Here is an 18,893-nt window from a genome sequence, read left to right as displayed (position 1 = left end):
GTCACTGAAGTTTCTATCCTTGAAGAATCCCGATCGCCAGCAGCGGAAGGGGCGGCATGCCGCGCCGTTCGAGCCTCAGCTATCGAGATGCGTTGAAGCTGCTGGCCCCGGGCAGCACGCGCATCACCGAGACCGACAAGGTCGTCAGCGCGGGGATCCTCGGCGCCGGGGCGCTCACCCAGGGCGCGGCGCTCGCTCTGCTCGGCCCGAAGAACGCGCTCATGCAACTCGTCCGGGACGCCACCGGAAACCAGGCCGGCCGCATCCGCACGACCGGCGGAAAATCGTATTACAAGCTGCTGGAGGCCAGCCATACCGTGCTGGCGCTCTCCGCGTTCTTCGACGGTTTCCGCGACGAGGTCGGGCCGGGTTTCGACCGGCTGGAGCTGACCGACGAGGAAAAGGTGGGCATGGTGGCGGCCGACCGTCGCCAGCACACGCTGCCGAAGGAGATCGACGGCGGATACTTCCCGCTGCCGTCCTCGGTCCACGGCATGGACGACACCCGGCGCGACGTCGAGGCCGCCTACGTCAAGCTGTACGATGCCACCATCGCGTTCTGCGAGGGCCTCGCCGCCTGGCCGTCGGTGCGGCGTGGGCTCGACCTCACGTCGCTGCGGTCCCGGGTGGTGGGCCGGGCCATGTGGCACTACGAGGACCGTTTCGACCGGCTCGCCGCGGACCTCCCCGAGTTCGGGTTCCGGATGCTCCGGCAGGCGATCGAGCACAACCTGATCGACAACCGGAACCTGACCACCGAGGTCTCGGCCCGGCTGGACGCGCTGGCGCAGCTGTACCGCAATCTCGCCGAGCTGTCCGGCCCGGCCCCGGCCGACCGCCCCGACCTGCTCCGGGAGTCGCTCGACCGGCTCACCGGTTCGCTGGCCGCGGTGTTCCGGCAGCCGCTGCTGCGGATCAAGGACGTCGACTTCCACCTGCGTCTGCCCACGGTGGAGGAGGGGTTCATCAGCCCGGACTTCCGGGCCGCCGAGTACGGCAAGCACACGTCCCCGGAGCGGGATGCCTGGTGGGACGACCAGCCGCGCCGGGGCGACCTGGTCGGTTTCCTCTCCGAATACCTGACCGATCCGGCGAGCCTGCACCGTCCGCTGCTGCTCCTCGGTCAGCCGGGCGCCGGCAAGACGTTGCTGACCCGGGTCATCGCGGCCCGGCTGCCGGCGAGCCGGTTCACCGCGATAGTGGTGCCGCTGCGCCGGATGTCCGGGGACTCGTCGCCGACCGAGCAGATCGAAGCAGCGATCGAGCAGGTGATGGACGAGCGCATCCGCTGGGCGGACCTGCGCCGGGCCACCGAGCACACCACGGTGGTGGTGATCTTCGACGGGTTCGACGAACTCGTCCAGGTCACCGGCACCGCCCACTCCCAGTACATCGACCGGGTGGCCGAGTTCCAGGAGACCCAGTGGGACCTGGGCTACTCCGTCATCCCGATCATCACGTCCCGGATGCTGGTGATGGATCGCGCCAGCGTGCCGCAGGGCACCGCGCTGGTGCGGCTGGAAGACCTGACCGACGCCCAGGTGACGGCCTGGTTGGCCGCCGTCAACGCGGCAAACGAGGACCGGCCCGGCTACCGTCGGCTCTCCGCCCGCGAGCTGCTGTGGCACGGCGAGCTGGCCCGCCAGCCCTTGCTGCTCACGCTGCTCGCCATCTACTACAACGAGCACTGGGCCGACCGCCGTCCCGGCGCCATGTCATCGTCCGACCTGTTCACCGGCCTGCTCACCGCGTTCATCAGACGGCAGGTGAGCGAGAAGGCGCCGACCGCCCTCCCGACGCACGAGCGGGAGGCCCGCGAACACCAACTGCGGCGCGATCTGGCGATCACCGCGTTTGCCATGTTCAACCGCAACCGGGAACTGGTGAACCGGGCCGCGCTCCGCGCCGACCTCGACTGTTTCGGGCCCGGGGCCGGCGACGGCTCCCGGTTCGAACTCGGCGACGTGCTCGGCCCGGAGCAACTGGTCACCGCCGCCTTCTTCGTCGTGTACGGCCCGGACGACGTGCAGGGCGAGGACGCCCGGCGCACGTACGAGTTCCTGCACACCACCATCGGAGACTTCCTGATCGCCGAGTACGTCATCGGGGCGCTGCGGAGTCTGGCCGAGCTGCGGCGGCGCACCCTCAGCCCGGCCGGGTTCGGCTATCAGCTGGACACCGGCCAGTTCCGGGCGCTTCTCTCGCACCAGCCGCTGGTCAAGCGGGAGGCGGTGGTGGGCTTCGCGCGGGAACTCGCCTTCCGGCACCCACGGGACCGGGACGCGATCGTGGAGACGGTCGCCGGACTGCTGGCCGAGGCCCGGCAGCGGACCAACCTGGCCGGTGTGGACGGCTACCGGCCCGCGCCGTACGACCCGGTGCGGTTGCTCGCCGCGTACACCGCGAACCTGGTCGCGCTGGCTGCGCTCGTGTCACCGGACGGGGTGCGGCACAGCGACCTGATGGACGACGAGACCTGGGTGTCCACGGTGCGGCTGTGGCGGGCGGGTCTGGACGAGAAGGGCCAGCTCGCGATGATCAGTTGGCTGCGCCGGGACGCCGACGGCCGGATCGTCGCCGGGCTGCGGCGGGAACGGCGGGGGGAGAAGGTGAACGTGGCGGCCGAGGTCGCCGAGCTGCTCGGCGACGTCACCACCTACGGCCAGTTGCAGGCCGGCGCGCGGACGTGGCGCGGCCAGGCGCCGACCAGCTTCGAGGCGGGCCGGTTCCACGCCGACCTGGTGGAGCTGGCCACCCGCCGCTGGCCGGTGCCGTCACTGCACCAGCTGATCCTGTACGACGAGCGCAGCTACCGGCGACTGTGGGCGCGTGCCGTCGAGTTCCCGGAGGCGGTGTCCAGCACGAGCGCCACGGTCCTGCTGGAATGCCTCGCCGAGGACGGCGCGCAGTTGCCACGCGAGGTGGTGTGCGGGCTGACCCGGGTGGCGCTGAGCCGCTTGCCCAGCTCACCGACAGCGCCGCCGGAGCTGATCATCTCGTGTCCGTACCTGATCGACGAGTTCCCCGAGCTGGTCGACTCGCTCGGCACGACCGACGACCACGCGGTCCTGCACGCGCTCATCCTGCGGCACGGGCTCGACCGGCTGCCGCAGCGGTACGTGGCCCGGGTGCGGGAGGTGCTCACCGACATCGAGGGGCGGCTCGCGGAGCTGCCGCTGGAGGACGGCGTGGTCTCGGCCGAGATGGCCGAGCAGTTCGCGGCCGCGCGGGTCGACAACCGCACCGCGCTGTGGCTGCTCATGGCGTTGACCGAGTACGGCGACCTGGCCTGGCGGAAGATACCGCCCCGGACGATGGCCGAGCTGCTGGCGCACCGGCTGCCGGACGAGTTCCTCGACGAGGCGAGCCTGTGCCGGCTGCTCGTGGACTACCTGCGGGCGCACGACCGGGCGCCGGCCGAGGTCTCGCTGGTGTCCGCCCTCGACACGCTGCGCGTCCTCGCAGCGACCGACCCCACCGACCAGCCCGACCAGCCCGACCAGATCCCGGCCGCCGAGGCGGTCTGACCACGCCACCCGTACCGCCACCACCCGTTCGGAGGCCCCGATTGGCACACTCGCCCCGGCATCGAGAGCACATCGTCCGAACAGGAAGGAGGGATCTGGCGGTCGACATCGCCGGGGCGGAACGCGGCTGGCCCGTGTTCCTGATGCACGGCACACCCGGCAGCCGGAACGGTCCACGACCACGCTCGATCGTGCTCCACCGCCTCGGCGTACGCCTGATCTCCTACGACCGGCCGGGTTATGGCGGATCCAGCCGGCTGCCCGGCCGCCGGGTCGCGGACGCCGCCGCCGACGTCGCGGCCATCGCCGACGACCTGGGCCTGGACGGGTTCTCGGTGGTCGGCCGGTCCGGCGGCGGCCCGCACGCCCTGGCCTGCGCCGCGCTGCTGCCGGAGCGGGTACGGCGTACCGCCGTCCTGGTCGGTCTCGCCCCGGCGGGGGCGGCCGGGCTGGACTGGTTCGGCGGCATGACCGACGCCAACGTCCGTGACTACGGTGCCGCCGAGCGCGCCGTGCCGGTGCTCGCCGAGCAGTTGCGGCTGCGGGCCGAGCGCACGATGGACGATCCGGGCTCGCTGCTCGCGCTGCTGGTCGAGCAGATGACCGAGGCCGACCGCCGGGTGGTGGCCGGGGTGCCGATCCGCCGACAGCTCACCGACGCCTACGCCGAGGCGCTGCGCCAGGGGCCGGACGGCTGGATCGACGACGTGCTGGCGCTGCGCGCCGACTGGGGCGTCACGCTGGCCGGGATCCGGATGCCGGTCCGGCTCTGGCACGGCGCCGACGACAACTTCGCCCCGGCCAGCCACACCCGGTGGCTGGCCGAGCAGATCCCCGGCGCGCAACTGCACGTGCAGCCGCGCAGCGCGCACTTCGGCGCGGTCGAGGTGCTGCCGGAGATCCTCGCCTGGCTGGCCGACCCGGTGGAGCGGGCCACCGTCAGATCGGATGCGGGTCGATGATGCGCCGCTGCAACCGGCTCTCCCGGACGGCCTCGACGGCCGGGTGGTTCTCGCCCAGCCGGTAGGTCAGCTCACGGGTGACCGCCTCCAGCTCCGCGCGCCGGCCGCTCTCCACCCGCTCCTGCATCACCACCAGGTTCGCCTGGCAGCGCAGCGTGTTCGTGTGGTCGCGGCCGAGGATCCGGACCAACCCGTCGTACGCGCGCCGCAACACGCCCAGCGCCTCCACGTCGGCGGCCTCCCGACCTTCCGGCGGGTCGGGCTGTTCGGCGATGCAGATGCCCTGGTTCATCCAGCCGGACAGCGGGTACGGGTGCCCGCTGCCCAGCACGCCGGCGAGCGCGTCGGCGGACCGGCCGGCGAGCTGCCGGGCCTCGGCGAAGTCCCCGGCGCGGCGGGCCACCATGGCGAGGTTGACCATGCAGACCAGCGTCAGCGGGTGCGCCGGGCCGAGGTTGCGCTGGTAGATGCGGTGCACCTCGGTCAGTTCCCGGCTGGCGCGCTGGAACAGGTCGACGGTGAGCAGGTTGATCGACAGGCTCAGCCGGCAGGTGAGCGTCTCCGGGTTGTCCGGCCCGAACCGCTCGTTCAGCAGCTCGTAGGCGGCTTCGAGGAGCTTGCCCGCCTCGACCGCGTGCCCGGCCGCGCGCAGCGACACCGCCAGGTTCGTCTGCGTCCGCAGGGTGATCAGGTGTTCGGCTCCGGCCGTGTTCAGCAGTTCCCGGTGGACGCTGCGCAGGCGGGTGACCGACTGCTCGAAGTCGCCGGCGTCGCGCATGTCGATGCCGACGTACGCGGAGGAGGCGAGCGTGTCCGGGTGGTTCTCCCCGAGGATCGCGCGGCGCCCGGCCAGCACCATCTCGTCGTTCTTCCGGGCCTCCCGGAAGTCGCCCATCAGGCGCTGGGTGCTGGCGAGGTTGTTGAGCGCGGCGAGCGTACGCGGGTGCTCCTCGGTGAAGTTCCGCTTCCACGCGTTGAACGTGATCTCGTCGAGACGCAGCGCCTCGTTGTACATGCCCATGCCGCGCAGGTCGCGGGCGAGCCCGCCGGCGGTCATCAGCGTGTGCGGGTGGTCCTCGCCGAGCAGTTCCCGTTGGGCTGCCAGCACCTCCTCGTCCAGCGCCCGGGACTCGGTGAACTGGCCGAGGAAGGCGAGGATGTTGGCGAGGTTGAACTGGAGGTGCAGCAACTGCCGGCGCAGGTCGTCGCGAGCCCGCGGGTCGGTCTCCTCGGCGAGCATCTGCTCCCAGGTCTGCGCGACCTCCTGCCCGAGCCGTCGGCCGGTCTCCAGGTCGCCGCGCAACTGGAGGTAGCGGACCCGGTCGATCATCAGCGCCCGCACCTCAACCTTGCTGCTCAGCGGCGCCTTGGACGCCTCCAGGTGCGGCCAGATGACCCGGAACCGCGGCCACCCGTCGGGGTCGTCCACCTCGCCCTCGGGCCGGGCGGCGGCGAGCACGAGGTGGACCTGCCGGCGGGCCTCGTCGAGTTCCGCCTCCGTCATCCGGGACCGGACGGCGTGCTGGAGCAGGCGGTGCATGAGTACCAGGCCGCCCCGGCCCCGCTCGCCGCCCGCCGGGTTCTCGGCCCGCAGGTCGACCCGCACCAGGGCGAGCCGGTTGGCCTGCTGCACCAGTTGCTGGCGGACCAGCCGCTCCTTGGCCTGCGGGTGGAACGGCACCAGCGCTTCGGCGAACTCGTCGCTGTAGACCAGGTCGGCGGAGATCTCCGGGGCGAACACCGAGCAGAGTTGCAGCACCCGGTAGGCCGCCGGGTTGCGGGTGCGCAGGTGGTTGAGCGACAGCTCCCAGGTGGCCTCCACCGAGACGTTGCTGTTCGGCTCCATCACCGCGCCCGGACCGAACTTGGCGATCTCGGTGAGGTAGCTGTCGACGGAGTGGCCGGTGTCGGCGAGCCAGGCCGCGGCGGCGGTGACAGCGATCGGCAGGTCGCCGAGCAGGGCGGCGATCCGGTCGGCCTGGTCGACGCGCATGTTCGGCACCCGCTCGGTGAGGTGCTGGATGCTCTCCGCGCGCTTGAACACGTCGACCTGGACGGTGGTGGCCCGCTCGACCCACTGGAGGTTCCGGGACGTGATCAGGACGTGGCCCTTGCCGTCCGGCACGTACGGCAGCACGCCCTCGATCTCGTCCGCGTTGTCCATGATCAGCAACCAGCGCAGGTCGGTGCGGCGCAGCGCCTGGAGCACCAGACGGGCGTTCTCCCGGTTCGATTCCGACGACGGCACGCCCAGGTAGGGCGCGAGGTCACCGATTGCGGACTCGATGAACGGCACCTGGTCGGCGTCGATCCACCACACCATGTCGTACGCGGCGCGGTAACGGTGGGCGTACTCCAGCGCGAGCTGGCTCTTGCCGATGCCGCCCATGCCCTGCAACGCCACCGGCCCGGTGCCGGAGAGCACCACCTTCGGGCTGCTGCGCAGCAGCGTCCGCAGCTCGCGCAGGTCCGCCTCGCGGCCGGTGAAGCGCTTGTTGCGGCCCGGCACCTCGAACACGGTGTTGTCCCGGCCGGGGAACCGGGGACCGGTGGGCAGCTCCAGGTCGGCCGGCACCCCCTCGCGGCCGACCAGGCGCAGGATCCGCGCGGCGGCGGTCCGCGCCTCCAGGCCGGCCACCGAGACGGTGTGCGCCGCGGGCACGTTCGCCAGGCGCCGTACGTCCGCCACGTAGACGACGAGCGGCACCTGGTCGGGCGAGCGGTCCGGCGCGGCGAGCACCGCCTCCTCGTTGGCGTTGGACTCGGAGACGATGATCAGCTCCCGGGCGGTCCGGGGCACCTCGTCGTCGGTGAACCACGGGTCGGTCACCCGGACGTCGGCCGAGACCAGCAGGTGGCCGATCCACTCCGCCCACACCCGGTCGTACGGGGCGTGCCGGAGCACGATCTCGCTCTCCACCGACGTGGAGGTACGGGTGAACCGGGCGTTCACCCGCTCGCGTACCGCGCTGCTCATCGGCGGCAGCGACTCCACCTCGCCCCGGGTGATCTCGCGGGCCAGCACCTCGTACGCGGACAGCAGCGACCCGTTGACTCCTGGTTGGTCGGCGAACGTGGCGAGCAGTTCCTCGTACGCGTAGAACGCCTGGTAGGGCACCTGCATCCGGGCCCAGTACCGGTCCCGGTCGGCCTCGCTCATCCCGCTCGGCAGCCCGCTGAAGCGCTGCCGGGCCACCGCCCGCCCGGTGTCCGCCTTGACCTTCTCCGCCGGGTCGATCCGCATCGGCACGGGCAGCACCCGGATCCGCCGCGACCCGTAGCGGTGCTCGACCAGCCGCGCCACCTTCGCCGCGCCGGTGATGCCCTGCTCGCTGAGGGTGAAGCAGGTGACCAGCACGTCCGGCAGTTGGATGGTGCAGATGTCGGCGACGTCGGAGAACCCGGTACGGCTGTCGATGAGCACGTAGTCGTAGTTGCGTTTCATGTCGGCGCGCAGCGCGTCGAAGAAGTAGCCGCCGCCCTGCCGCTCGTAGAACTCGTCCCAGTTCATCCCGGCGAGCGCGCCCGCGTAGTCGTTGTTCTGCTGGCCGGCGCCGAGGAAGTCCAGCGTCCCGTCACCGGGGAAGTTGGACCAGTTCAGCGAGAACGAATACTTGTGCACGCGGGCGTACTGCTCGTGCCAGCGGTCGTCGCCCTTGTCCTGCTTGGTGGTGGTCGCCCACTCGTACTCGCGGATCAGGTCGATCACCCCGCCGGTGCTCTCCAGCGCGTCCCGGTCGATGAACGGCGCGAAGAAGCGCGACAGGCCGGGGGACTCCAGGTCCCAGTCGACGGCGAGCACCCGCTTGCCGTTGGCGGCGAGGATCCAGGCGACGTTGGCCAGCGCCATCGTCCGGCCGGTGCCGCCCTTGTAGGAGTAGAAGGTGACGACCTGTCCCTCGCGTCGGGTCATGTGTCCACTCCCTCGTCGGGCGGCGGGTTCTCCCAGAGCCGGGGTTTGCTGATCGGCCGTCCTGGCGGCGGGTAGGCCGGTCTCGCCTCCAGGTAGCGGCGGCGCATCCGGTCGACCAGGCCGTGGATCCCGGCCCGCCAGTCGTCGTACGTGGTGATCGCCAGGGGGCGTGCCGCGGCCGGGAAGATCGCGATGGCCCGGTCGAGCAGCACCGTCGCCTGGGAGCGACGGCCGGGTGCCGGGTCCTCGATGATGACCACGACGCCCACCCAGCGGTGCAGCGAGGCGGCGGCCGCGCGGACGGCCTCCGCACCGTCCGGCGTCTCGACCACCCGAGGATCGATCATGAGTACGCCCGGGCAGCCCCGGAATAGCCCGGCATCGGGTACGAAGTCGCGGACGTCGATCGGCATCCGCAGCCGCTGCACCGCGTCGGTCACGTCGTCGACCACGGGAGGCCGGCCGTGGAACGGGCGCCACCGGCCGGCGTGCGTGTCGGATCGTCCGTTGAGCCGGCCCGGCTCGTGCGGTTGCTCGGGCGCGATCACCACCGCCCGGAACGGCACCTCGCTGGTCGGCGACGACGGCAGGTCGGTCGGGCCGGTCGGCGGCTCGGCCGCCTGCAGCGGGGTCTGCTCGGCGGTGTCGACGATGTGCTGCGCGAGCCGGCCCAGCACCTCCTTGTAGGCGTGCTGGAACTTCTGCAGCCGGCAGAGCGCGCTCATGCCGTTCGCCGCGTACGCGTCCACGTCGGCGGCCATCGCCACCGCCCGGGCCTGGTCCGGCGCGTGCACGGCGGCGGGCGACGGGATCCACAGGACCGGCAGGATGTTGTCGCCGTCGGGCGGGCGGCCGGCCCGGATCAGCCGTTGCCGGAACCACTCCCGTTCCCGGCGCGAGTCGTCCCGGTTGAGATAGTCCGGCGAGTACAGCGGCACGAACACCTCGGCCTCGGCGAGCGCGGTGCGTTTTCGTTCCGTCCGGTCCTCCGGCGGCCGCACGATGAAGTCGGCGAAACCCTGCCGGCGTAACCGGTCGCCGGGCCGGCCGTCGATGGCCAGGTTGAGATCGTGGTAGAAGCGGCGGACCCAGTGGTCGCCCGGGGTGCGGTCGTTGTGCGTCGGCGGGGGGACGTAGCTGAGGAAGAAATAGGGCGGGCCCGGCAGCGCGGGCCGCTCAGAGGTCACGGCGACACGACCGTTCCACGGGTAGTGCGCCTGACCCCCAACCGTCAATGATCACGCGCTGCTCCCCGCTCGACACGATACGGCGTCTATCGATCAGGGTAGAGAGGTTGCGCTCGGGTTACCAGGCCCTCACCGTCCGATGTGGGCGTCCATCCACGCGACCGTGGCGCGTACCGCCGCGGCCATCGGCAGCAGCCGTGCCGGGGCGCTCCCGACCGTGCCGCGCCGGGTGAACGGTTCCCTGTCGAGTTCCACTCCGACCTCGGCGAACGGGCTCGCGTCGAGGTGCGGCGCCTCGAAGTCCAGCCGTTCCCGGCGGCCGTCGCGCAGCACGTAGCAGCGGTACGGACGCCGCTGCGGCGGGCGGCGCAACCGGTACTCGGCGAGGTGCAACGCGGTACATGTCGAATAGCCGACACCGAGCAGCAGGGTCCAGGCCCCGGCGGCCTCCAGCGCGGCCAGCGGCGAGCGCTCGCCGAGATGCGAGTCCAGGTCGTGGACGCGCATCAGCTCCTCCGCCCGGGGGCCCCAGGCGCTGAACGACGTCTGCGGGTGCGGGCTGCGTACCGCGCCGGGCAACCGGCGTACGTGCTCGGCGAACGCGCCCACGCCGAACGACGGCGTGACGGCCGGGTCGAAGCCGGGCATCCGGTCCTCGTACGCCCGGCGTTCCTCGTCGGTGAGTCCGGCGGTCGCGGCGTGGTACGCGGGGCTGCTCACCGAGTTGTCGGGGGTCTGCGCCGGGACGACGACGGTGCCGGACGGCCCGACGACGGCCCGCAGCGCGTCGGCCAGCGTGGCCGGCCCGCCGGCCACCGGTCCGAGGGCACGCAGGGAGCAGTGCACGAGCACCACGTCACCGCGGCCGAGCCCGAGCGCCCGCAGGTCGGCGGCGAGCGTGTCGACCCGGTGCGCGGGCGGGACGGCGGTGGTCACGACGGCCATCCGGACATCGAGCGGGCCACCTGCCGGACCAGCCGTGAGCCGGCCGGGGTGAGCGCGTCCGCCCGTTGCAGCGCGCCGATCGCCTCGGCCGTCCAGTCCCGGTACTGCCGGTAGACCGCCTGCGCGCCGTCGACCTGGCGGTCCGCCCGGACGCGCCAGATGTCGGCCACCGCCGCGTGCGCGTAGATGCCGTGCAGGACGGCCTCCGCCGGACGCGGGTCGGGCCGCCAGCCCACAGTGATGTCGATCGGCCCGGTGCCGTCGACCAGGTCGCAGACGTCCAGCAGCGCGTTCATCTTGCTGTGCTGGAACTCGTGCACGAGCAGCACCGCCAGCGACCCGGCATCGGTCTCCGTGGCCGCGACACCGCCGAACGCCTGCCGGGCGGTCGACGCCTCGCTGACCCCGTCGCCGCTGCGCCGCAACGGCACCACCGCCCGCAGCCCGGTACGCAGTTCCTCGGCGTGGCCCGGCACCTCGTCCCGGATCACCTGCCACGCCGCCGCGAACGTCTCCGCCCAGCGCACGGCGCCCGCGTCGTCGAGCCGGTCATCGGCGGGCAGCCGGTGGCAGTCGCGGTGCGGGTCGCCGTCCTCCAGCAGCACCGACACGTCCGGTGCGACGAGACGGCGGGTCGGCCACCAGCGGGGCCCGCCCGCCGCGCCCGGACTCACGGCCACCGTCACGTCCCCGGCCCGCACCCGCAGCGAGCCCGGGCCGGTCTCCACCCGGGCGGTGCCGTCACCCACCTCGGGCAGCAGAACCGTGCCCATCGTCGGCAGGTGCAGGCGGCCGGATCGCACCGGCACGTCGAGGCGCACCGGAACGCCTGCGTCGAGCGCGGCGGCGGCGGCGAGCGCGCTCAGGTAGCCCGGCCCCTGGCGGGCGCCGGTGCCGGTGCCGGCGAGGCAGTCGACAGCCCACGCGCGCACGTACGGATGGGCCGCGATCCGGGCCACTGATTCCGGCGCGCTGCGGTCGAGCGCGGTCAGCGCCTCCCAGCCGTCAGCTCCGGCCCCGCCGGCCGGCAGGCGGTCGGCCACCTCGGCGAGCAGCGCGCGGACGATGGCGATCTGTGCCTCGACGAGCCGGCCGATGGCGACCCGGTCGCCGGTCGGCGCCGCGAGGCGGTCGATGAAGTCGTCGGGCAGGCCGGCGTCGAGCCGGACGGGTTCCGGTGGGTTCTCGTTCACGTGCACGATCAGCTCTTTCAGATCGGCGCAGTAGACACTCGGATGGTCGAAGTGCCCGGCGCCGTACCGGTGGGCGAAGAGTCCGCCGCCGCACTGGTCGACCACCGGGCACCGCCGGCACTCGTCGCTGAGACCGGCCCGGCCGGAGCGGCGGCGGGCCAGGAGCGGGCTTGCCGCCACGTCGTCGGCCGCGTGCGAGAAGACGGTCATGCCGGTGGCCGGCGCGCCGTCGTACGCGGTCTTGAGCGAGTCCGCCTGCTCCCACTCGCCGTCCGTCTCGATCACCGCCAGGTCGACCGGGTCGAGGCCCAGCCATTCGGTGCCGCTGGGTCCGCCGCGTGCGGTGGACAGGAGCGAGTCGAACAGGCGCACCGGGACGGGTCGGCCGTCCGCGCGCCAGCGGTCGTGGACGGCGCGCAGCCAGCGGGCGTACGCGGTGTCCCCGGCGGCCGGCCGCCACGGCGGGTCGTCCCAGGTGGCGTGCGGGAGCAGGAAGTCGATCCGCGAGGGCTCCTGGGCGAGCAGGGCCTCGTACACCGCGATCGGGTCGTTGCGCACGTCCACCGTGCACAGCAGGCCGGACCAGAGCCGCCGGTACGCCGGGCGGCGCAGCAGGGCGAGCGCGCGCAGCACCTGGTCGTAGCTGCTGGCGCCGGACCGGTAGATCCGGTGCCTGTCGTTGGCGGCCCGGTCGCCGTCGAGCGATACGCCGACCGCCACGTCGTGTTCGGCGAGTACGTCGCAGAACCGCTCGGAGAGCAGCACGCCGTTTGTCTGCATGCCGATCCGGAGCCGGGTGACCGGCCCGATGACGCGCCGCAGTTCGGCGAGCACCTGGCCCAGCCCGTCGGGGCCGAGCAGCAGCGGCTCCCCGCCGTGCAGGACGACTGTGACGTCCGGCAGCCCGTGGGCCGCCGCGTGCTCGGCGATCCTTCCGGCCGCGGCCCGGAGCACGTCCGGCGTCATCCGTACCGGGCGGCGGCGCCAGCTCTGGTCGGCGTGTTCGTAGACGTAGCAGTGGTCGCACGCCAGGTCACACCTGGCGTGCACCTTGAGGACGAACTCGGTGAGCGCCGCGCGGGCGGGCCCCGGGGCCATCGCGGATCAGATGAACGACGAGAACTTCGCCGCCGGGATCCGGGTCTGATCGAGGTGAGCCGCCATCACCCGGCGCACGATGGGGGAGATGTCCGCGGCGGAAAGCCGGTCGAGCGGCTCCGCGCGGACCCTGACCAGCGAGACCGGGGGCTCATCCTGGCGCAAGGGTGCGGTCGTCATGAGTGTTCCTTAGGTTTGTGAATGCCGGCCGAGCACAGCGGCGACGGCCAACCTAGTGGCTTTAGGGATCCAGCGCCATCGACCCACCGGTGGGAGACGGTTCTTTTTGGACGGTTCGCCGGCCGGCGTCGTCGTCGCCCCGAGGGAGCGAGCGTAAGGGATCAATTATGCGCCTTTTTACCGATCTAGGCCACGAATCGAAAGTTCAGACTTTGCCAGAAATCGTCCACCCCAATCCCCTGGTCAGGCGAGGGATCGGGGTGGACGAGCGGCTCAGGCGGCCGGACCGCTCCCGGACGGCGTGCCGAGGCGGATGTCGACGTCGGCCGGCTCGGTCATCTGGTCGTACGCCCTGGTCCGCAGCCGGTTGGTCTGCACCTCGCCGTCGAGCAGCGCCGCCCGCAGCGCCTCCGCGTCGCTGATCTCCTTGGCGGTCACCTCGTCGGCCGCCGTGGTGGCGCCCTGCACCACCTCCAGGTGGGTGCCGTCGGTGGGCATCAACTCGGTCCACTTCGCCAGGCAGTACACCCGCTCCGGCACGTCCTGGCACTCGGTGGTCAGCTCGGGCATCTCGTCGCCGGTGCCGAGATGGCCGGCCCGGTACGCCGTCAGCTCGTCCACGAACGCCTCCAGCTCCCGCTCCACCTCCGGTGCCAGGCGCGTCGCCACCACCTTCCCGAAGATCCACCGCAGCGCGGCCAGCTCCATGCCGGCCCGCACCGGCAGGTAGAGCTTCGCCCAGCTGGCGTTGACGAAGTCACCGGGGTCGCGCTCCGGGGCGCGGGCGTCGCCGCCGGACCACCACCCGGGGTACGCCACGAACGACGCGCGCTCCCAGTCGAAGACCCGGTGCCAGAAGTCGATCTCCCACGCCTCGTCCCGCACGCTGGCCGGGAAGTGCGCCTCCACGATCTGCGAGACCATCTCGTTGACCGGGGAGAAGCCGGCCCGCAGCCGCGCCTCGAACTCGTCCCCCGCCGTCTCCGCCGCCGCCAGCGCCGCGTCGCGCCGGTCCTGCCACTCCTGAAGATCGGTCAGGTAGCCCGCGACCAGCGCGTTGTACGCCGCGTCGTCGGCGGTCTGGTCCACCACCGTCGGGGTACGCCGGAACCCGGCGGCGAGCTGCACGTCCGCGCCCGGACCCGCCAGCCAGCTCCGGGCGCCGACGTGCACGCGTACGCGCAGCACCGGCCGTCCGTCCGCCTCGGTGACCACCGGCACGCCCACCACCCGGGCGGCGATCGCATCCGGCGGGCGGCGGGTGATCAGCGTGAGGTTCTGCCGGATCGTGTCGACGTTGCCGTCCCACTCCCAGCCGGCGTCGACGGGGACGTCGACGTCGTAGTCCGCGCTCATGTCCCCCGTGAATCCCCACTTGTCGAGCGTGACCACGGGGGAGTACACGACGCGCGTCTCCACCGCTGCGGGCGCGCCGCGCGGCGGGCGCTCCGGCTTCACCGGCATCGGGGGCAGCGCGGCGACCGCGTTGTCGCGGATCCGCTGCCGCCCGTCGACGATCTTCTGGGCGAAGGCGAACGCCGGATCCTTGATCGTGGGGGCCCAGCAGACCCGTGCCCCGTACCGTTCGTGCGCCAGCTCCAGCCGTTGCAGCACCTTGAAGTAGTGCAGCGTGATCGGCGTGGCCCGGTTCGGGTTGCGGACGGTGCGCTTCGAGGACGACTCCGTACCCGTCTCGGTGACGAGCTTGAAATCGGTCTTGTGCTGGGTGCGGTAGCGCGCCGCGACCTTCGAGGTGGCGGTCCGGCTGTCCTTGACCGCGCGGCGGCTCGTCTCCTGGCTCGCCGCGGTGACGCTGGTGGCGAAGCCGATGGTGTGGCTGGCGTTGAAGGTGCCCCAGATGCCGGTCGGGCTGGTGTACTGGCCGGTGTGGCTCGCGTTGAGCCCCCAGGTGTCGGTGAGCGACTTCTGCCGCTCGAAGCCCTCCTGGAGTTCGGTGGTGAGCGCGCTGGTCAGCTCGACGTCGGTCTGCTGTTCCGACTCGTTCTGCTCCTCCAGGGTCAGCTCGCGCTTGGTGTAGGTGCGCTGCTCCAGCACGGCCTCCTCACCGGGGGCGAGCGCCAGCGCGTAGACGTGCTCGCCGAGCGCGAAGCCCACCGGCCGGATCCGGGTGCGGTCGAGGAACGCGATGCCCACGTCGGACTGGAGCAGGCCGGCGAGGAACTCCGCCTGCTGGTCGCCGAGGAGCGTCTGGCGTCGCGCCGGCGGCTCCCGGTACGACATGCCCGAGTCGGCGCCGGGCAGCGCCTCGGTGGCGGCGTCCATCTCGTTGGCCTTCCACAGGTCGTAGAGGCCGAGTTGTTTGAGCAGGTGCGGCAGCCGGTCGCCGTCGAGCCCGCCGTAGCGGATCGCCTCGATCAGCGCCTGCTTGACGTAGAACGGCAGGATGGGCGTCTCGCCACCGCCGAACGTGAGCCGGACCGGTACGAAGTAGTTGGAGTAGACGTACCTGTCGGAATGCGCGGTGCTGAAACCAAGCGTCGCCGGATCGGCGTCGGCGACGACGACTCTGCCCATCGGTGCTCCTCTACAGCGGCAGTGTGAACAGGGAGTGCAGCCCCTGGTACGTCATCTCGTGCGAGGTGACGAAGAATCCGGGGAACAACTGGCTGAGGGCGGCCTGGCGGACGACCGTCTCGCGTACGGCGTGCGCGGTCAGTTCTTCGAGGCCGGCGACGACCTCCGCCGGCACACCGCCCTTGGCGGCCCGCTGGTACGCCTCCGCGATCGCCTCCCAGCGACCGTCGAACGTCTCCCCGAGGTCGTCGGCGACGGTGCCCCAGGTCTTCTCGAAGCGTTCCAGCTTGGTCGAGGAGGTCCAGTCGACGTTCGTGACGCGGGCCGCCTCGGGGTCGACGAGCAGCAGGTCGGAGCGGAGGTCCCCGACGGTGGTGGACGCCTTCCACCGGAACCGCTCGGCGAGGTGGCCGGCGAGCGCCTTTTCCGCCCCGGCCGCGGCCGGGTTGCCGGTGAAGCCGACGAGGCGCAGCAGCAGATCCCGGTCCGGGTGGCCGAGCAGCATCTGGGCGACCGTCTGGCGCAGCACCGCGTCGGAGCCGCCCCGCTCGGGCGCCAGCTCCGGGTGGGCCGTGCGGACCGCCTCGACCACTGTCGCCAGTGACTTCTCCGCGAACGCCTCCAGGCCCGGTGACCGGCCGACGAGCTGGGCGACCTCGGCGGCCATCCGCCGGTGCACCTGCTGGCCGAGCCGCCACGGTTGCGCCTGCCCGGCCTTGCGCAGCGCGCGGAACTCCTCGTACGCGGCGCTCTGGAGCGCCCTGTTGAACGCGGTGGTCAGCCGCTGCTCCAGTTGCCGGGCGATGGCCGCGCGCACGACGGCGGCCTGGACGTCCCGGGGTGTCTTCGGCGGCTTCAGCTCGCGCAGGTCCTCGACCCGCTTGATGATCTCGTCCAGCGCCTCGCTCAGCTCGGCCCGGGTCGCCGCCCGGCCGGCCGACGACACCGTCTCCGACATGCTCGCCATCAGCACCGGTCGGCCGTCGAGGCTGACCAGCGCGCCGAGCCGGGTGCCCGCACCGGCGCCCGCGAACGCCTCGGCGTGCGCCGCCTGGTTGAACACGCTCAACGTCAGCTCGGCGTCGGCGAGCAGCACCCGGCCCTGCCGGAACAGCGCGTCGAGCACCTTCGGCGGGAAGAGCGTGCGCAGGACGGCCAGCCCCACCCGGGGCGTGGCGGCGATCGCGGCCCGGCCGATCGCCACCAGCAGCGCGGCCATCTGGGCGGTCAGCAGGCGCGCCTCGCGGGCGCCCGCGAGCAGTAGCGGCACGTACCGGACGGCGGCGCGCACCGCGACGCCGCCGAGCAGCCGGGCGAGATGCACCAGGCCGGTGAGCACCTGGTACAGGTCACCGGCGACGCGGCCGAGCAGCCGGCCGGCGGCGAACGGGTCGAGGTTCTCCAGGTGGCGGGCGAACTCGGCCGCCCAGCCGCGCCACAGCGCCAGCAGCCGATCCGGGACGGTGGTCGGGTCCAGCGCGGCCACGATCCCGGCCAGCGCCTGGCGTACGACTGTGGCCTGGTCGGCGATGCGTTGCACACCGGCGCGGGGGTCGACCGTCAGCACGATGAGCGTGGTGAACTGTTCCTGCTGAAGGCGGCCGATCAACTGCACGAGCTTGCCGAGGTCGACCACCACCGTCGCGACGGATTCCCCGACGCCGACGGCGAACCCGTCGAGGAACAGCTTCGGGTTGATCCCGTTCCAGGCCGCGTAGTGCCGCATCGCGTCGAGCAGCGCGGGGTCGAGGCCGAGCAGGAGACGGCGGAACGCGCCGTCGGTGTCGACGTCCGAGGCGGCCAGGTCGAAGAACGCCTCGGCCAGCCGCAGTCTCGCCAGCATCGCGACCAGGTCCCAGACGTTGTCGGCGGTGATGCGCCCGCTCAGCGCGGTCAGGACCCGCTCGCGGGTCATCGACCGGGTGGCGTGCGCGTCCAGCCAGTACTTGACGGTCAGCGCGACGAACTCCACCCGCGGGTCCTGGGTGCGTACGCCGAAGATCGCGGCCCGGTCCTCGGCGGACACCCGCGGCACGCTGAACCAGTCCCGGATCATGACGGATTCGTTCGCCGGCTGCCCCAATTCCCCCACCCCCTCCAGCCGTGTGCACTGTCGAGCCGTGGTGCGGGCAGCGGTAGTGCTGGGTCGAGAAGCTGACATGGGCCGGTAACGTCACGCGCCCGCCTTCCATCGACTGTTACGACTTGACGAACGGCGTGTTATCGCTCACAGTCGATGGCACAGGGCGGCGGGAGCGATGGGTCGCCGAGCGGGCGCGGACGGCCGCGTGGCAGGCCGGGTGTGGGGTCAGTGCGCCGACGCTGATTGTTAGCGCTCACAAGTGTGATCTGAGGGAGGAACATGTTTGCTTTTGGTAGATCCCCATCGACGGTGTCGCCCCCGCGACGGCGCGGATGGCTGCCGCGAGTCGTCGCGACCGGCGCTGCCGCGGTCCTCGTCGGCGCCGCCGCCGTGGCGGCCGTGTCCGCGCCCGCCGTCGCCGCGAGCGTCGACACGAACGCCTGGTACGTCCTGGTCAACCGCAACAGCGGCAAGGCGCTCGACGTCTACAACCTGGCCACCAACGACGGCGCGCGGATCACCCAGTGGACGCGCAACAACGGCAACCAGCAGCAGTGGCAGTTCGTCGACTCCGGCGGCGGCTACTACCGGCTGAAGTCCCGGCTGTCCGGCAAGGTGCTCGACGTCTACAACTGGTCGACCGCCAACGGCGGCAGCATCGTGCAGTGGTCCGACCTGAACGGCACCAACCAGCAGTTCCGGCTGGCCGACTCCGACAGCGGCTACATCCGGCTGATCAACCGCAACAGCAACAAGGTGGTGGAGGTGCAGGGCGCCTCGACCGCCGACGGCGGAAACATCGTCCAGTACGACGACTGGAACGGCGCCAACCAGCAGTGGCAGCTCGTCCGCGTCGACGGTGGTGGCGGCAACCCCACCACGCCGCCTCCCACCACGCCGCCGCCGGGTGGCACGTGCAACCTGCCGTCGTCGTACCGGTGGTCGTCGACGGGCGCGTTGGCGCAGCCGCGTTCGGGTTGGGTGTCGTTGAAGGACTTCACGGTGGTGCCGTACAACGGGCAGCACCTGGTCTACGCGACGACGCACGACACCGGGTCGTCGTGGGGGTCGATGAACTTCGGTCTGTTCTCGAACTGGTCGCAGATGGCGTCGGCCAGCCAGAACGCGATGTCGTCGGGGACTGTGGCGCCGACGTTGTTCTACTTCGCGCCGCGCAACATCTGGGTCCTCGCGTACCAGTGGGGGCCGACCGCGTTCTCCTACCGCACCTCCAACGACCCCACCAACCCCAACGGGTGGTCGTCGGCGC

At 72.1% G+C, this 18,893-nt stretch carries 10 protein-coding genes; 3 read left to right on the top strand and 7 right to left on the bottom strand.

Translation table 11 applies throughout. The features are described 5' to 3' along the window. Nucleotides 1-56: 56 nt before the first annotated feature. Both BAW75_RS28580 and BAW75_RS28575 read left to right on the top strand, forming a co-directional pair. Nucleotides 57-3,527: an NACHT domain-containing protein gene (locus tag BAW75_RS28580; RefSeq protein ID WP_104115584.1), complete on the top strand. Its 3,471-nt coding sequence runs from the start codon at nt 57-59 to the stop codon at nt 3,525-3,527. Nucleotides 3,528-3,568: 41 nt separating this feature from the next. After that, entirely contained in the window at nt 3,569-4,489 is a 921-nt protein-coding gene (locus BAW75_RS28575; protein ID WP_104115583.1) for an alpha/beta fold hydrolase, read from the top strand. Here BAW75_RS28575 and fxsT read toward each other — a convergent pair. The 7 genes from fxsT to BAW75_RS28545 all read right to left on the bottom strand — a co-directional run bounded on the left by fxsT (nt 4,467) and on the right by BAW75_RS28545 (nt 17,596). After that, a complete protein-coding gene (gene fxsT, locus BAW75_RS28570; RefSeq protein ID WP_104115582.1) occupies nt 4,467-8,402 on the bottom strand; it encodes an FxSxx-COOH system tetratricopeptide repeat protein in 3,936 nt (1,311 codons plus the stop codon). The genes BAW75_RS28575 and fxsT overlap by 23 nt on opposite strands. Next, the gene (locus BAW75_RS28565; RefSeq protein WP_064448829.1) at nt 8,399-9,589 is read right to left on the bottom strand and encodes a TIR-like protein FxsC; all 1,191 of its coding nucleotides are present in this window, start codon (nt 9,587-9,589) and stop codon (nt 8,399-8,401) included. The genes fxsT and BAW75_RS28565 overlap by 4 nt, the downstream gene beginning before the upstream one ends. A 129-nt stretch (nt 9,590-9,718) precedes the next feature. Then, nucleotides 9,719-10,534 (bottom strand): AAC(3) family N-acetyltransferase, encoded by an 816-nt coding sequence (locus BAW75_RS28560; protein ID WP_104115581.1) that lies wholly within the window; start codon nt 10,532-10,534, stop codon nt 9,719-9,721. Further along, nucleotides 10,522-12,825, bottom strand: coding sequence for an FxsB family cyclophane-forming radical SAM/SPASM peptide maturase (locus tag BAW75_RS28555; protein WP_104115580.1), 2,304 nt, complete (start codon nt 12,823-12,825; stop codon nt 10,522-10,524). Before BAW75_RS28555 ends, BAW75_RS28560 begins: the two co-directional genes overlap by 13 nt. Nucleotides 12,826-12,831: 6 nt before the next feature. Then, nucleotides 12,832-13,005 (bottom strand): hypothetical protein, encoded by a 174-nt coding sequence (locus tag BAW75_RS32490; RefSeq protein WP_166456745.1) that lies wholly within the window; start codon nt 13,003-13,005, stop codon nt 12,832-12,834. A gap of 273 nt (nt 13,006-13,278) precedes the next feature. After that, nucleotides 13,279-15,540, bottom strand: a complete 2,262-nt coding sequence (locus BAW75_RS28550) for a hypothetical protein (RefSeq protein WP_104115579.1) — start codon at nt 15,538-15,540, stop codon at nt 13,279-13,281. A gap of 10 nt (nt 15,541-15,550) precedes the next feature. Continuing rightward, nucleotides 15,551-17,596, bottom strand: coding sequence for a hypothetical protein (locus BAW75_RS28545; RefSeq protein WP_244206300.1), 2,046 nt, complete (start codon nt 17,594-17,596; stop codon nt 15,551-15,553). A 306-nt stretch (nt 17,597-17,902) separates the two neighbouring features. Here BAW75_RS28545 and BAW75_RS28540 point away from each other — a divergent pair. Then, on the top strand, nt 17,903-18,893 hold a 991-nt coding region (locus BAW75_RS28540), incomplete at its 3' end, for a non-reducing end alpha-L-arabinofuranosidase family hydrolase (protein ID WP_208635332.1).

This window comes from Micromonospora chalcea (assembly GCF_002926165.1).
GTDB lineage: Bacteria > Actinomycetota > Actinomycetes > Mycobacteriales > Micromonosporaceae > Micromonospora > Micromonospora chalcea.
Note: the sequence above shows the minus strand (reverse complement) of the source record. Positions and strands in the feature narration are given on the sequence as shown.

Coding starts and splice junctions, on each gene's coding strand:
- BAW75_RS28550 (WP_104115579.1), bottom strand. CDS start 15,540: ATGGGCAGAGTCGTCGTCGCCGACGCCGATCCGGCGACGCTTGGTTTC.
- BAW75_RS28580 (WP_104115584.1), top strand. CDS start 57: ATGCCGCGCCGTTCGAGCCTCAGCTATCGAGATGCGTTGAAGCTGCTG.
- BAW75_RS28560 (WP_104115581.1), bottom strand. CDS start 10,534: ATGGCCGTCGTGACCACCGCCGTCCCGCCCGCGCACCGGGTCGACACG.
- BAW75_RS28555 (WP_104115580.1), bottom strand. CDS start 12,825: ATGGCCCCGGGGCCCGCCCGCGCGGCGCTCACCGAGTTCGTCCTCAAG.
- BAW75_RS28545 (WP_244206300.1), bottom strand. CDS start 17,596: ATGATCCGGGACTGGTTCAGCGTGCCGCGGGTGTCCGCCGAGGACCGG.
- fxsT (WP_104115582.1), bottom strand. CDS start 8,402: ATGACCCGACGCGAGGGACAGGTCGTCACCTTCTACTCCTACAAGGGC.
- BAW75_RS32490 (WP_166456745.1), bottom strand. CDS start 13,005: ATGACGACCGCACCCTTGCGCCAGGATGAGCCCCCGGTCTCGCTGGTC.